The organism is Kitasatospora sp. NPDC101183 (assembly GCF_044767945.1).
Lineage (GTDB): Bacteria > Actinomycetota > Actinomycetes > Streptomycetales > Streptomycetaceae > Kitasatospora.
In genome coordinates, this window is record NZ_JBIWOW010000008.1 from 220,058 (window position 1) to 233,510 (window position 13,453).

Here is a 13,453-nt window from a genome sequence, read left to right on the forward strand (position 1 = left end):
ATGCGAAACCCCCAAGACAAGGCCAATGTGGAGCGAGCACGGCCTTAGGGCGCGTTTCGCCTCGATTCGCTACTACTCGTCATTGATCGACAGCAATGCCACCACTTCTACACAGGCCATTCGGGGCATGTCCAGATCCGGGACGAGGCGGATGGCCGGTTCCACGGGATCGTGACCTGCGCGGGGGGCGTGCACGGTTCGTGTGCACGCCGGTCGGGCCGCGAGGCATGGAGCGAGCCGGTCACGGGCAGAACCGCAGGGACGGTCCGGGTGGCCGTCCGGATCGTATGTCCGCGCCGCCCGTCCGCCGGGTCGGCCGGAAGTCTCTCACTCGTACGGTGGAACCAAGCGCGCCCGGGCGGCGTCCATCCGGGCGCATACGGGATTCTCGTTCCAAGGGCTGTTCCAGTGCGCGGCCCCTCTCAAGTCGTGCCCCGCCCCGTGCTCCACGCGTAGCCGCGCCGCCCGCCGTGCCGAACCGCCCCCGCCGTACGTCTCCGGGGCCGTGCCACGGGTCCGCGACGACTCCCGGGAGTGCCGGCGGGGCGAACCGAGCGGTCAGGGAAAGGAACGAGCGCGATGCGTGAGAACCCGAAGGGCCGGTCCGACGAGAGCTCCGCCCGGCTGGCCGCGGCCCTGACGGTGGCCGTCGACCACCGCTGGCCCGTGGTGCCGGGCACGGTGCTGCGCGGGGGGCGCTGTTCCTGCGGCGACCCGGACTGCGCCGTCCCCGGCGCGCACCCGGACGACCCCTCGCTGCTCGCGGCCACCACGGACGCCCGGATGGTGCGCTGGTGGTGGGAGCGGCAGAGCCCGGACGCGCCGGTGCTGGCCGCCACGGGCGCGGCGGTCTCGGCGGTCAGCCTGCCGGCGGCGGCCGGGGCGCGGGCGCTGGTCTACCTGGGCGCGCTGCGGCTGCCGCTCGGCCCGGTGCTGGCGATGCCGGGCCGCTACGCGCTGCTGGTGGCCCCGTACTCGCTGGACTCGCTCGGCGAGATGCTCGCCCAACTCCCGTGGGTGCCCAGCTCGTTGCGCTACCACGGGCAGGGCGGCTTCCTGCCGCTGCCGCCCGGGGGCGGGGCCGGGAGGGTGCGCTGGGTGCTGGCGCCGAGGGTGGTGGCGGGCGGCGGCGTGTGGCTGCCGCAGGTCGGGCCGCTGCTGGGCGAGTTGGTGGAGGCGACGGCCAGGTTGGACAGCGGGCGCTCGGCGTACTGAACACGCGGCGGCACCGGTGGGGCCGTTCCGGAAAAACAAAAGATCCGGCCGCTGGCGACGGGGGATGCACCAGCGGCCGGACTCTTTAGACAGTAACAAGGATCGGCGCCCGCGCCAATTTCCAAGACGCCCTCCACGCCCGGAAATTGCGCTTCCCGCGCGACAATGTGACGCGTATCACCCCGATCCCGCGCGCTTTAGTTCAGGGTGACCTGACGGTTCACCAGGTTCGCCCGCGCGCGCCGCTCCTCGGCCGTCAGCGGGGCCGGGGCGGCCAGCGCGGCGGCGAGGCGCTCGGCGAACTCGGCGGCCGGCTTCTCGCAGTCGGCGGCGGTCATCGCGAGCGGGAGGTCCCACACCGGGACGGTCAGTCCGTGCGCGCGGAACGAGCCGACCAGGCGGGTGTCGGCGCCGAGGGAGGCCTCGTCGGCGGCGTTCAGCCGGGCCAGCGCGTCGAGCAGTTCCTCCTCGGGGACGGTCATCACCCAGCGCAGGTGGTTCTTGTCCGGGGTGCCGCACCAGTAGGCGGAGTCGACGCTGCCGAGCTTCTCGGTCGGGATGGCCGAGGCGTTGGCGCGCTCCAGGGAGGCGGCGACCTCGCCGGTGGCCGTCTCGGCGTCCTCCAGCCAGAACTCGAAGCCGGTGTGGACGACTGGCTCGAAGGCGGCGGAGGCGTCCAGCAGGTCCTGCAGGCGGCGGCCGCCCGGGACGGTCCGGCGGGCGGGGACGGGGGTGCCCGGCTCGGTGGTCAGGGCCAGCTCCAGGGCGTCCGCGAGGTCGCGGCTGAGGTCGCCGGAGGAGGACTGGGTCTGCAGGCCGAGCAGGATCGAGCCGTCCTGGCGGCGCAGCGCCGGCCAGGCCAGCGGGAGCACCGTCGCCAGGGTCACCGACGGGACGTCACCGGTGGCGCCCTCGGCCACGCCGGCGGCGAGGGTCAGCGGCACGGTGGCGGCGGGCACCAGCTCGCGCAGCGCGACCCAGTCGGCCTCGCCCGGCAGGCCCTCGAACGGGCGGTGCACCAGCTCCTGGACGGCGTGCGAGGCCTCCCGGCCGTGGCACGCCTTGTACCGGCGGCCCGAGCCGCAGGGGCAGGCCTCGCGGGCCCCGACCACGGGGATCTCGCCCGTGACGGTGGTGGTGGACTGACGCTGCGGCGCCTTCTTGGCGGCCTTCTTGCCCATGGTGCGGCTCTCCCGGGGACGGTGGTTCTGCTCCGGGAGAGCCTACTGACGTCTTCGGGGCGCACGGGAACGCACCCGAGCGGGACCGGCGCCCGAGGGGGCGCGCACCTCGCGGCGCACGCCCTGTCGGCGACCCGCTCACGCGCTGCGCGCGTCCCCCTCGGGGGTGCGCCGGGCGTGCCGGGCGCGGGCCGGCAGCGCGGCCCAGACCGTCACCTCGCCGGGCGCGTCGCGCACGCCCCAGTCGCTTGCCAGCTGGTCGACGATGCTCAGGCCGCGGCCTCCGCGCGAGGTCAGCGAGGGGCTGGCGGGCAGCGGCCGGGTGGTCGCGCCGCCGTCGGTGACCTCCAGCGTGAGCACGCCGTCGGCGTGCATCTGCCAGCGCACCAGCACCCCGCCGTCGGGCTCGCCCCGGCGCTCCTCGCCGTTCTCCTGGTGCTCCCGGCCGCCCGGCGCCGGGTGCGTCCCCGAGGGGACGCCGACCAGCACCTGGTCCACCACCTCGGCCCGGGCGCCCCGGCCCAGGGCCGGGAGCGGGCCGAGCGGACGGGCGTACCGACACGCATTGCTCAAGAGCTCGGAAAGGATCAGAACGGCATCGTCGATGACCGGTTCCGGTATCTGTCGATCGCCTAGATCTCGACGCAGCCGGCGCCGTGCGACCCCGACACTCGCTGGGCCGTGCGGCACCGCCATGGTCGATGAAGTCGGCACTTCGCGCGCCACCATCAACGCCACCCCCGGACCTCCTTCAGCGTTTGCCGAGGGAGAGATGCCCCTTGGTAATGCGTCGGAAACGACTCCTCCGCGATCCCGCGAGTCCATTTCGAGTGCTGCGACGAACGGTGAACGAGAGGTCATTCCCCGCTCACCCTCCGTCGCCCGGCGCGCAAGAATTCCGGCAATAACCGGCTCGGAAGGTTTGATTGCCGAAGAGAACGCTCAGGAAGTGGAGGAGTGTCGCGGGAGTGCCGCTCCGGCGCGGTCGGAGTGCGGCCGCAGTGCCGCCCCGGAGCAGCCCCGGTGCCGCCGGAGTGTCAGCGGCCGAGGTGCGCCAGAACCTCCGCCGGGCGGTTGGTGATGATCGCCGACACCCCGAGCTCCAGGCACAGGTCGACGTCGGCCATCTCGTCCACCGTCCAGACGTGCACCTCGTGCCCCAGCTCCCGCAGGCGCGGCACCAGGTTCGGCCTGGCCTTGATCAGCTCGAGGCCGGGCCCGGCGATCCGCGCCCCGCCGGGCAGCGGACGGCCCTCGCGCAGCCGGCCCAGCAGCGGCAGCATCCGCTCGATCAGGAAGACCCGGCGGTAGTCGGGCGCGGCGGCGGCGACACGGTCCAGCGCGATGGAGGAGAAGCTCATGATCCGGGCGGACGGGCGGCCGCCCTCCTGGACGGCACCGATCTTGAACCGCTCCAGCATCCGCAGCAGCTCGGCCTCCACCCGGCCGCGGAAGCGCACCGGGTGCTTGGTCTCGATCGCCAGGTCCACCGGGCGGCCGCAGTCCACGACCAGCTCCAGCAGGCGCTCCAGGCGCAGCACGCCGCGCACCTCGGGGTCGATGCTGGGGCGGCCGGTCTTCCAGGCGCCGAAGTCGTACGCCTCCAGCTCGGCGAGCGTCATCGCGGAGACGGTGCCCCGGCCGTTGGAGACGCGGCCGATCCGGCGGTCGTGCACGCACACCAGTTCGCCGTCGGCGGTGACCCGGACGTCGCACTCGACCGCGTCGGCGCCTTCGTCGAGCGCGCGCCGGTAGGCCGCGAGGGTGTGCTCGGGCAGGGCGTGGGAGGAACCGCGGTGGGCGATCACCTGGACGGGCGGCGCCGGGCGCGCCTGTGCCGGGGGCAGGTTTTGGCTGGTCACGGCGCTAACGATAGGCGGCCGAGGTGAAGCGGAGGCGAAGACGGTCCCAATCCGGGGAGCCGTCTTCGCCTCCTGAGGCCTCAGGAGGCCTCAGGGCGCCTTCAGGCGCGGGCGCGGCGGGTGAGCGGGGTGAGCGCCCAGGTCACCAGGGCCGGCAGCAGGAAGGCGGCCAGCGAGGCGGAGGTCCACTCCTGCGGGGTGAAGTGGAGGGCCTCCTGGGCCGAGGTCCAGAAGTCCGTCCACCAGTCGGCGACCTGGGTCGGCGCGATGAACTGGTAGACGGCGAAGCCCAGCAGCCACGGCAGCAGCATCAGCCAGCGCGAGGGCGCGTCGGCGGAGAGGTTCCAGCCGTTGCGTCCGGCGCCGAAGAAGTAGTCCACCGCCAGCACCGCGAGCAGCGGCACGAACACCGAGCCGATCAGGCCGAGGAAGTTGCTGTAGGTGTCGGTGAAGCGGTCGATCCGCAGCGCCAGCACGGTGATCAGCACGCCGATCAGGCCGCTGAGCACCCGGCGGTCCACCTTCGGCAGCAGGTTCTGCACGGACATCGCGGTGGAGTACACGTTGGCGAAGGACTGGTCGGTCTCGCGCAGCACCAGCACCAGCAGGAACAGCCAGCCGGCCCAGACGCCGAGGAAGGAGTCGAAGATCCGGTTCGGGTCCCCGTCCGACTGGAGCAGCGCCATCAGGCCGAGGACGTAGCACCAGACCTGGGCGATCGTGTAGCCGGAGAAGCTGCCCCAGAACGCCGAGCGCGGGGTGCGCGAGTGCCGGGTGTAGTCGGCGGCCAGCGGGACGAAGGAGATCGACACCGCGATCATCGCGTCCGTCGCGCCGAGGAAGCCGTGCCAGTTGCCCGCGCCCGGGTCCGGCACGCCCTGGCGGCCCAGCTGGACGGTGAAGTAGACCATCGCCACCGCGACGGCCCCGGCGACGAAGCGGCGCAGCACGGCGATCGAGCCCAGCGGCCAGATCGTCAGCGCGGTGGTCAGCGCGCCCGCGAGCAGCACGAACAGCCAGCGGTAGTCGGTGGTGTGGGCGACGGTCTGCGCGCTCGCCGCGATGGTCAGCAGCTCGAACACGCCCCAGCCGACGCACTGGACGATGTTCAGCACCGTCGGCAGGTAGGACAGCCGGGTGCCGAACAGGCCGCGCAGGTTGGCCATCGCGGGCGCGCCGGTGCGGGCGCCGATCAGCGAGGCCACGCCGAGCATCGCGGTGCCGACGGCCGTGCCGACGACGATCGCCGTCACGGCGGCGGCCAGCGACATCTCGCTGCCCTTGGTGCCGAGCACGGTGGCGGCGGTGGAGAAGCCGATCAGGCTGACGCCCAGGTTCATCCAGAGCGCGAAGTGGTCCCGGAAGCGCAGGGTGCGCGGCGGCTCGGTGTCGAGGACGAGCGGGGCCTCCTGGCGCCCGTCGCGCTCCAGGACGTCCGTCGCGGAGGGGAATTCCTTGGACGCGGGCGCGTCGGAAGAAGAGGATGACGAAGCGGGCGGCATGGCCGATACTCCCTACGCCGGCATTACCCGGACAGGTTCCGGCGGTCAGCGCCCCCTCGACGGTTCGCCGACGGTGCCGTGGCGTACGGTCGACATGCGCACTCTCAGCCTGGTGGGTCCAAGCTCCCGCGTGTCAGTTCGTGGAGCGACAGGCTAACCGGCAGGGGGGTGAACGCCAAGGCCAGGGGGTGCGCGGTCCGCATGGTGGGCGGGTCCGGCGGGGGTGGGGGAACCTCCGGCCGTCGGTCCTCCGTCCTTGCAGGTCGGCGCCGGTTAAGGATTCTTATGAGTTCTTCAGTGAGGTCCTTACGGCGATCGAATCGGCCGTACGAAAAACTATGGTCCTTGGTTCTGTCAGCTATGGAGGTCGTCCGTGAGCACCGAGCGCGAGGTTGGGCCCACCGGGTCGCAGGGGGAGCAGCCCTCGGGCGGTCTGGGAGCGGACGGTGCCGCTCCCGACGCCCCTGCTCAGGGCGGGCACAAGCCGACCATGGCCTTCAGCCGCGTCCCGGACCCGGCGGCCGACGCGGCCGAGCCGGTGGCCGGAGCCGCTGAGGCCGCCGACGCCGCTGAGGCCGTTGAGGCCGTTGAGGCCGTTGTGCCCGAGGACGGTGCTCCGGCGGACGGCGGGCACAACGCGACGATGGTGTTCAGTCGCGTGCCGGACCCGGCCGCCGAGGAATCCGTCCCGGCGGACGGCGGGCACAAGCCCACCGTGGCCTTCACCAAGGTCCCGGCGCCGGAGGCGCCCGTGGCCGAGCCCGCTCCCCTCGCCGCTCCTGTGGCAGAGGCGCCCGCCGTCGACCCGGTCACCGGGTACCTCGATGCGCCCCCGCCGGCCGTGCCGCCCGCACCCGTGCCCGCCCCGGCGCTGCCGCCGGTCGGCAACCCGTACGCCACCCCGACCCACGGCGTCCCGGCCGCCGGAGCGCAGGAGCCGTACGGCGTCGCGCCCGCCGCCCCCGTCGCGCCGGCCGCGCACGGGCACCACCCGTTCGGCGCAGGCCAGCCGCTCGGCGGCTGGGGCCCCGGCCCCGACGCCACCCACGGCGGCGCGGGTCACCCCGGCGGCCCGCAGGGCCCGCTCGGCTACCCGGCCGAGTACCCCGGCGGCCCGAACGGTCCGTCCGGGCCGTCCGGTCCCGGGAAGAAGCGCGGCGGCCTGGTGGCCCTGATCGCCGCCGTCGCCCTGGTCGCCGGTGTGGCCGGCGGCGCGCTCGGCGTGACCGTCGCCCGGCACGACGACAGTGCGAGCAGCTCCGCGAACGACCACCGCAGCACCACCATCCAGGCGGGCAACACCCAGAAGAACGAGCCCGCCGCCGGCTCGATCGCCGGGATCGCGCAGAAGGCGCTGCCCAGCGTCGTCACCATCAAGGCCGTGGGCAACGGCGAGTCCGGCACCGGCACCGGCTTCGTCTTCGACACCGAGGGCCACATCCTCACCAACAACCACGTGGTCGCGCCGACCCTCCAGGGCTCCGGCGGCAAGCTGACCGTCAAGTTCGCGGACGGCACCACCTACAACGCCTCGGTGCTGGGCAACGCCTCCGGCTACGACGTCGCCGTCGTCAAGATCGACAACCCGCCGAAGGGCAAGCTGACCCCGCTCCCGCTGGCCGACTCCGACAAGGTCAACGTCGGCGACACCACCATCGCCATCGGTGCGCCGTACGGCCTGGAGTCCACCGTCACCAGCGGCATCGTCAGCGCCAAGGACCGCCCGGTCGCCTCCGGCGACGAGACCGGCTCGCAGGCCTCGTACATGAACGCCCTGCAGACCGACGCCTCCATCAACCCCGGCAACTCCGGCGGCCCGCTGCTCGACGCGAGCGGCGCGGTGATGGGCATCAACTCGGCGATCCAGTCCAACGCCTCCGCCAACGGCCGGGCCGGCAGCATCGGCCTCGGCTTCGCCATCCCGATCAACCAGGCCAAGTGGGTCGCCGAGACGCTGATCAAGACCGGCAAGCCGGTCTACGCCAAGCTCGACGTGCTGCGCAACGACGACTACAAGGGCGACGGCGCGCAGATCCAGACCCGCGACATCCAGGGCCAGCCCGCCGTCACCCCCGGCGGCGCGGCCGACAAGGCCGGCCTCAAGCCCGGCGACGTCATCACCAAGCTCGGCGGCGCCCCGATCGAGAACGGCCCCGCGCTGGTCAGCCGGATCTGGACCCACAAGCCCGGCGAGACCGTCGACGTCGAGTACACCCGCAACGGTCAGCCCTTCAACACCAAGGTCACCCTCGGCACCCGCGAGGGCGACGCCTGACCCCCGTACCCCCGGTGAAACGGTGTGCACCGAACCCCGCCGGACCCGTTAGGCTGACCTCCGCCTGGAGAGCTGCCCGAGCGGCCTAAGGGAACAGTCTTGAAAACTGTCGTGGCGTGACCCGTCACCGTGGGTTCGAATCCCACGCTCTCCGCTGGTTGGAGAACCACCTGCTCAGGGCGGGTGCCGAGAGGCTCGGCACCCGCCCTCGGTGTTTGCGTGGGCCGGTCGTGGGCCGGGGTTGACCCTGACACCGTGGCAGGCGGTGGAGTGGAGGCATCATGTTGAACATCGGAGACTTCGCCAACCACGGCCGGGTGTCGGTGCGGATGCTGCGCCACTACGACGCGATCGGCCTGCTGCGGCCCGCGCGGGTCGACCCCGCGAGCGGGTACCGCTCGTACGAGGCCGCCCAACTCGCCCGGCTGAACCGGGTGATCGCGCTCAAGGAGCTCGGCTTCACGCTGCAGCAGGTCCGCGCCGTGCTCGACGAGCAGGTGGACGCGGCCGAGCTGCGCGGCATGTTGCGGCTCCGGAAGGCCGAACTCGCCGCCGCCATCGCGGCGGACGAGCAGCGGCTGGGCCGGGTGGAGGCGAGGCTCCGGACGATCGAGAGCGAGGGGAACATGTCCGAGCACGATGTGGTCGTGAAGCCGGTGCCGTCGGTGCGGGTGGCCCAACTGGCGGGTGTGGCCGCGAGTTACGAGCCGAAGGACGTCGACCTGGTGGTCGGCCCGCTGTTCGAGGAGCTGTGCCGCCGGGTCGCCGAGGCCGGGATCGAGGAGACCGGCCCGTCCGTCGCCCGCTACGAGGACGTGCCCAACGGGGACGGCTCGGTGCTGGTCCGGGTCTGCCTGCAGGTCGGGCCCTCGGTGAAGCCGGGGCCGTACGGGTTCGACGTCCTCGACCTGCCGCCGATCGAGCAGGCGGCGACGATCGTCCACCACGGCTCCATGGACGACTCGGTGGGCAGCTTCCAGGCGCTGGCCCGCTTCATCGAGGCGGCCGGCTACCGCTCGGCGGGGTACGCGCGGGAGCGGTACCTGGAGACGCCGGAGGACACGTCCAAGTGGGTCGTCGAGCTGCAGGAGCCGGTGGTCCGCGCCTGACGGGCCGCTTCTGACGGGCGGCTTCCGGCGGGTGGCGCCGGGCGGCGTGCTTGCCCTCGACCGGGTCGAGGGCCCTAGCGTCGCCCGGCGTGACCACCGTTCCCTCCCTGCCCCGCCCGTACCTGCTCTGGCTCGCCGGGGTCCAGACCGGGCTGCTGGGCGACGCCGCGCTGTACTTCGCCCTCGGCTGGGCCGCCTCCGGGTACGGGGGAGGGGCGGCCGGCCTGGTGCTGACGGCGATCACCGTGCCGCGGACGCTGCTGGTGCTGTTCGGCGGGGCGGTGGCGGACCGGTACGGCGCCCGGCCGGTGCTGCTCGCCGGGGACGCGGTGATGCTGGCCGCCACGCTGCTCCTCGCGGTCGCGGCCGTCCGCCTCGGCACGCCGCTGTGGCTGCTCGTCGCCTCGGGGGCCGTGATCGGGGCGGTCGACGCGTTCCACCTCCCGGCGAGCGGCTCGATGCCGCGGCGGCTCGTACCGGCCGAACTCCTGCCCAGGGCACTGGCGTTGAGGCAGGCGGGCGGCCAGGTATCGGTGCTGCTCGGGGCGCCGCTCGGCGGGCTGCTGGTCGCCTCCGGCGGACTCGCCGGTACTGCCCTGGCGGACGCGGCGAGCTTCGGGGTCGTCCTGCTGGTCGTGCTGCGCGTACGGCCGGCGGCGGGCGGGCGGCCCGCCGCGGGCGCCCCGACCGGGCTGCTGCGGGCGGCGGCCGGCGCCCTCCGCCTCGCCCTGCGGGACCGGCTGCTGCGGGCGGCGCTGCTGCTCACCGGGGCGGCGGCCGGGGGGCTGCTGCCCGTGGTCTCGCTGCTCGGCCCGCTGCTGGCCCGCACCCGGGGGTGGAGCGCGGGCACGGCCGGCCTCCTCGGCGGCGCCCAGGCGGCGGGGATGCTGGCGGTGGCGGGCCTGGTCGCCTGGCGCGGCGGGCTGTCCCGCCCCGGACTCGGGGCGACGGCGGGCCTCGCTGTCGCCTCGGCCGGGACGGCCCTGCTGGCCCTCGCGCCGGGTGCGGCGACGGCTACGGGGGCGGCCGTGCTGATCGGGCTCGGGTCGGGGCTCTTCGCCTCGCACCTCGGGCCCCTTGTCCTCGGCAGTGCTGCGGATTCCCATCTCTCGCGCGTGCAGGGGCTGTTGACGCTGGTGCAGAGCACGGCGCTGATTCTCGCCAATCCGGTACTGGGGGCCCTCGCGGATGCTTGCGGGCCCCAAGTGCCCACGCTCGTCTGCGCCTTGGCCACCTCGGCTGCGGCTCTTGCGGCGGCGGGCTCGCTGCGAGGGTCAACTGTGCTGATGCGGGGGTGACATGGCCCGGATGGCGCCGGGTGGGGCGCGGTGGAGCAGGCGAAAGGCAGCCCGGGGAATCGGCCTCGGGGCGCCGGGCGGGAGCACCGCCGTGCCCGCCGAGCTGCTGCGGGGCGGCGCGGCTTCGATGCCCGTCCGGCTCCGCCCGTCGCCGGGGGACGGCTGCCCGCGCCCCTCTGCTCCCGCGGCTCCGCACTGCCTCGCCCCGCCCCGCCTCGCCCGCCTTCGGCGGCGGTGGCGGCCCGGCCTCACCCAGTCCGACCTCGGCCCCGCCTCGGCCCTGGTCCCACCCCACCCCACCCCGGCCCCGGGGCAGGACCGGGGTGGGGTGGGGGCGGGTCCGGCCTTGTTGGGTGTGGGGTCGCCGTCGTGCTCGTTGCGTCGGCTCCGCCCGCGTCCGTCGGGCGGAGCCGACCGGTTGCCCAGGGGCGGGGCGCCGCCGCCGTGCGCGCTCGCCGCGGTGCCCGGCACGTGCACTTGCCCGGGGTTGGGGGTGGGGGCAGAGTGCCGGGGTGTAGGGGTGGGCGGTGGAGCGGAGGCGGCGATGGGTGAGCTGGTGGAGCGGCTGGGGCTCGGGCTGCCGGGTGGGGCCGTGGTGGTGGATCCGGACGTGACGGCCGCGTACCGGCGGGACATGGCCGGGTTCTGTGCGGCCGGGGAGCCCGCGGTGGTGGTGTTCCCGGAGACGGTGGAGCAGGTCCAGCACGTGCTGCGGACGGCGACGGAGCTGCGGGTGCCGGTGGTGCCGCAGGGCGCCCGCACGGGGCTCTCGGGGGCGGCGAACGCCGTCGACGGGTGCGTGGTGCTGTCGATGGTGAAGATGAACCGGATCCTGGAGCTGGACCCGGTGAACCGGATCGCCGTGGTCGAGCCGGGCGTGGTGAACGCCGAACTCTCGCGGGCCGCCGCGAAGTCGGGCCTGGCGTACCCGCCGGACCCGTCGAGCTGGGAGTCCTGCACGATCGGCGGCAACATCGGTACGGGCGCGGGCGGGCTCTGCTGCGTGAAGTACGGGGTGACCAGCGAGTACGTGCTCGGCCTGGACGTGGTGCTGGCGGACGGCCGCCTGCTGTCCACCGGCCGCCGCACGGCCAAGGGCGTGGCCGGGTACGACCTGACCCGGCTGTTCGTCGGTTCGGAGGGCACCCTGGGCGTCGTCGTCCGCGCGGTGCTGGCGCTGCGGCCCGCGCCCGCCCCGCAGTTGGCGCTGGCGGCGGAGTTCCCGAGCGCGGACGCCGCGGGCGCGGCGGTGTGCGAGGTGATGGCGCGGGGCCTGACCCCGTCGTTGATGGAGCTGATGGACGCGACCACCGTGCGGGCCGTCAACGAGCTGGGGCGGATGGGCCTGCCGGAGTCGACGCGGGCGCTGCTGCTGGTGGCCTTCGACGGGCCGGACCGGGTGGCGGAGCTGGCGCGGACGGCGGGGCTGTGCCGGGAGGCCGGGGCGACGGAGGTGGTGCCGGCCGAGGACCAGGCGGAGTCGGACCTGCTGCTGGAGGCCCGACGCCTGGCGCTGCCCGCGCTGGACCGGCTCGGGACGACGATGATCGACGACGTGGCCGTGCCGCGCTCGCGGCTGGCCGAGATGCTGAACGGGGTCGGGGCGATCGCCGAGCGGCACGGGCTGACCATCGGCGTGGTCAGCCACGCCGGGGACGGCAACACCCACCCGATCGTGATCTTCGACGCCTCGGACGAGGAGCAGACGGCGCGGGCCCAGCTCTCCTTCGACGAGATCATGGCGCTCGGCCTGGAGCTGGGCGGGACGATCACCGGGGAGCACGGGGTGGGGCTGCTCAAGCGGGACTGGCTGGCGCGGGAGCTGGGCCCGGTGGGGCTGGACCTGCAGCGGCAGGTGAAGGCGGTCTTCGACCCGCTGGGAATTCTGAACCCGGGCAAGATGGTCTGATTTTCCTTCCGCCTAATTTTCCGATCGTCCAAGAATGGCCGGAAAGTCGACATGGAAGGGTGAGCGAACTTTTCGGGGGCGCATTTACGGACGAGCCGCGCCCCTGTTGTGCGCTCGTCGGTGCGCTCGACCCCGGAGGCGCCCTCGCCGGGAGGTCCCGAAGGGGCCGCCGTTCGGGCGAAGTCCCAGCTCGTAGGCGGTGTGTCGGCGCGCTGTCCGGTTCTGTCGCCGTTATTCACCGCTGGGGTGGATATCACGCGAACGGGCGAAAACTGCCCCCGTGGCTAGTGCTTTGTCGATTTGTTGCGGAAGTCTGTCCCTCGGCGTCGCAGCCGCAGGTGTTCGTCTGGCCGGCGAACCCCCGCACATCACGCTCGGAATTGCACGACAATCGCGAAATCACGAAATCACGATGAAGCAGCTTCTTGGAGGCTTCCCATGGCTCGTATCCACACCCGTCGGATGACCGGGCTCCTGCTCGCCGCGCCCCTCGCGGCCGGCCTGCTGCTGGCGGGCGCCGGTGCCGCCGCCGCCGACAACAGCGCGGGCGCCGCGGCCGGTTCCAACGCCGGCGTGGTGTCCAACGTCGGCACCGGCAACGTCTTCGGCGGGCTGGACGGCAACTACGTCTCCACCCAGCAGACGGCCACCGGCGCCGGCGCGTCGAACCAGAACAACACCGTCGCGGTGAAGGACAACTCGGGCAACGTCCTGGCCGGCCAGGGCAACAAGAACATCAACGTCATCTTCGCGCCGATCTTCCGCTGACCGCCGAGGGCACCACCGACGGCGGGGGCGCCGGAGGTGGGAGACCGCGGGTGGGCTGAGCATCCGCGGAGGGGCTCGAAGCAGTCTCCGGGTGGCACGACCGCCCGGGCGCGGAACGCGTCGGACGGACGGCATCGACGAACGGAGTCGATGGACGCGACGGACGACGACGAGCGCATGACCGGCCGAGCGGAAAGGGTCGCCGCGAAAACCGGCCTCGTGGGCGGTGCCGCCATCGGCACCGCCCACGAGTGCGTCCGGGCCCGGACGCGGGGCCGCCCGAGCGACCGGAAACCGCCGCCCACCAGCGGGGGAGCGGCCATCGAGGGCCCGC

General features: G+C 73.7%; 10 protein-coding genes, 1 tRNA gene and 1 riboswitch. Of the genes, 7 read left to right on the top strand and 4 right to left on the bottom strand.

Going from position 1 to position 13,453, the window contains the following annotated elements:
* Positions 1 to 579 precede the first annotated feature (579 nt).
* Positions 580 to 1,215, top strand: a complete 636-nt coding sequence (locus ACIRRS_RS13545) for a bifunctional DNA primase/polymerase (RefSeq protein ID WP_402969338.1) — start codon at positions 580 to 582, stop codon at positions 1,213 to 1,215.
* Positions 1,216 to 1,412: 197 nt separating this feature from the next.
* Here ACIRRS_RS13545 and ACIRRS_RS13550 read toward each other — a convergent pair whose 3' ends face one another.
* The 4 genes from ACIRRS_RS13550 to ACIRRS_RS13565 all read right to left on the bottom strand — a co-directional run bounded on the left by ACIRRS_RS13550 (position 1,413) and on the right by ACIRRS_RS13565 (position 5,760).
* Positions 1,413 to 2,396: a DUF5926 family protein gene (locus ACIRRS_RS13550; RefSeq protein WP_402969341.1), complete on the bottom strand. Its 984-nt coding sequence runs from the start codon at positions 2,394 to 2,396 to the stop codon at positions 1,413 to 1,415.
* Between the two features lie 138 nt (positions 2,397 to 2,534).
* On the bottom strand, positions 2,535 to 3,257 hold the full coding sequence (locus ACIRRS_RS13555) for an ATP-binding protein (protein WP_402969344.1): 723 nt from the start codon (positions 3,255 to 3,257) through the stop codon (positions 2,535 to 2,537).
* A 176-nt stretch (positions 3,258 to 3,433) separates the two neighbouring features.
* Positions 3,434 to 4,258 (bottom strand): glycerophosphodiester phosphodiesterase, encoded by an 825-nt coding sequence (locus ACIRRS_RS13560; protein ID WP_402969347.1) that lies wholly within the window; start codon positions 4,256 to 4,258, stop codon positions 3,434 to 3,436.
* 101 nt (positions 4,259 to 4,359) lie between these two features.
* Positions 4,360 to 5,760: a purine-cytosine permease family protein gene (locus tag ACIRRS_RS13565; protein WP_402969350.1), complete on the bottom strand. Its 1,401-nt coding sequence runs from the start codon at positions 5,758 to 5,760 to the stop codon at positions 4,360 to 4,362.
* Positions 5,753 to 5,900, bottom strand: a riboswitch (TPP riboswitch). Its footprint overlaps the gene before it by 8 nt.
* A gap of 233 nt (positions 5,901 to 6,133) precedes the next feature.
* On the opposite strand from ACIRRS_RS13565, the gene ACIRRS_RS13570 reads away from it, so the two are divergent.
* From ACIRRS_RS13570 to ACIRRS_RS13595, 6 genes are all read left to right on the top strand, one after another.
* Complete coding sequence (locus ACIRRS_RS13570) at positions 6,134 to 8,035, top strand: S1C family serine protease (protein WP_402969353.1); 1,902 nt, start codon at positions 6,134 to 6,136, stop codon at positions 8,033 to 8,035.
* A gap of 66 nt (positions 8,036 to 8,101) precedes the next feature.
* A tRNA-Ser gene (locus ACIRRS_RS13575) sits at positions 8,102 to 8,189 on the top strand.
* Positions 8,190 to 8,316: 127 nt separating this feature from the next.
* Positions 8,317 to 9,144: a MerR family transcriptional regulator gene (locus tag ACIRRS_RS13580; RefSeq protein ID WP_402969355.1), complete on the top strand. Its 828-nt coding sequence runs from the start codon at positions 8,317 to 8,319 to the stop codon at positions 9,142 to 9,144.
* An 89-nt stretch (positions 9,145 to 9,233) separates the two neighbouring features.
* Positions 9,234 to 10,442 (top strand): MFS transporter, encoded by a 1,209-nt coding sequence (locus ACIRRS_RS13585; protein WP_402969358.1) that lies wholly within the window; start codon positions 9,234 to 9,236, stop codon positions 10,440 to 10,442.
* A gap of 544 nt (positions 10,443 to 10,986) precedes the next feature.
* Positions 10,987 to 12,351, top strand: coding sequence for an FAD-binding oxidoreductase (locus ACIRRS_RS13590; RefSeq protein WP_402969361.1), 1,365 nt, complete (start codon positions 10,987 to 10,989; stop codon positions 12,349 to 12,351).
* 438 nt (positions 12,352 to 12,789) lie between these two features.
* Positions 12,790 to 13,119, top strand: a complete 330-nt coding sequence (locus ACIRRS_RS13595) for a hypothetical protein (RefSeq protein ID WP_402969364.1) — start codon at positions 12,790 to 12,792, stop codon at positions 13,117 to 13,119.
* Positions 13,120 to 13,453: the final 334 nt, after the last annotated feature.

Excerpts from the sequence above, each read along its gene's own strand:
- ACIRRS_RS13545 (WP_402969338.1), top strand. The coding sequence starts at position 580 with ATGCGTGAGAACCCGAAGGGCCGGTCCGACGAGAGCTCCGCCCGGCTG.
- ACIRRS_RS13550 (WP_402969341.1), bottom strand. The coding sequence starts at position 2,396 with ATGGGCAAGAAGGCCGCCAAGAAGGCGCCGCAGCGTCAGTCCACCACC.
- ACIRRS_RS13555 (WP_402969344.1), bottom strand. The coding sequence starts at position 3,257 with ATGACCTCTCGTTCACCGTTCGTCGCAGCACTCGAAATGGACTCGCGG.
- ACIRRS_RS13565 (WP_402969350.1), bottom strand. The coding sequence starts at position 5,760 with ATGCCGCCCGCTTCGTCATCCTCTTCTTCCGACGCGCCCGCGTCCAAG.
- ACIRRS_RS13580 (WP_402969355.1), top strand. The coding sequence starts at position 8,317 with ATGTTGAACATCGGAGACTTCGCCAACCACGGCCGGGTGTCGGTGCGG.
- ACIRRS_RS13590 (WP_402969361.1), top strand. The coding sequence starts at position 10,987 with ATGGGTGAGCTGGTGGAGCGGCTGGGGCTCGGGCTGCCGGGTGGGGCC.
- ACIRRS_RS13595 (WP_402969364.1), top strand. The coding sequence starts at position 12,790 with ATGGCTCGTATCCACACCCGTCGGATGACCGGGCTCCTGCTCGCCGCG.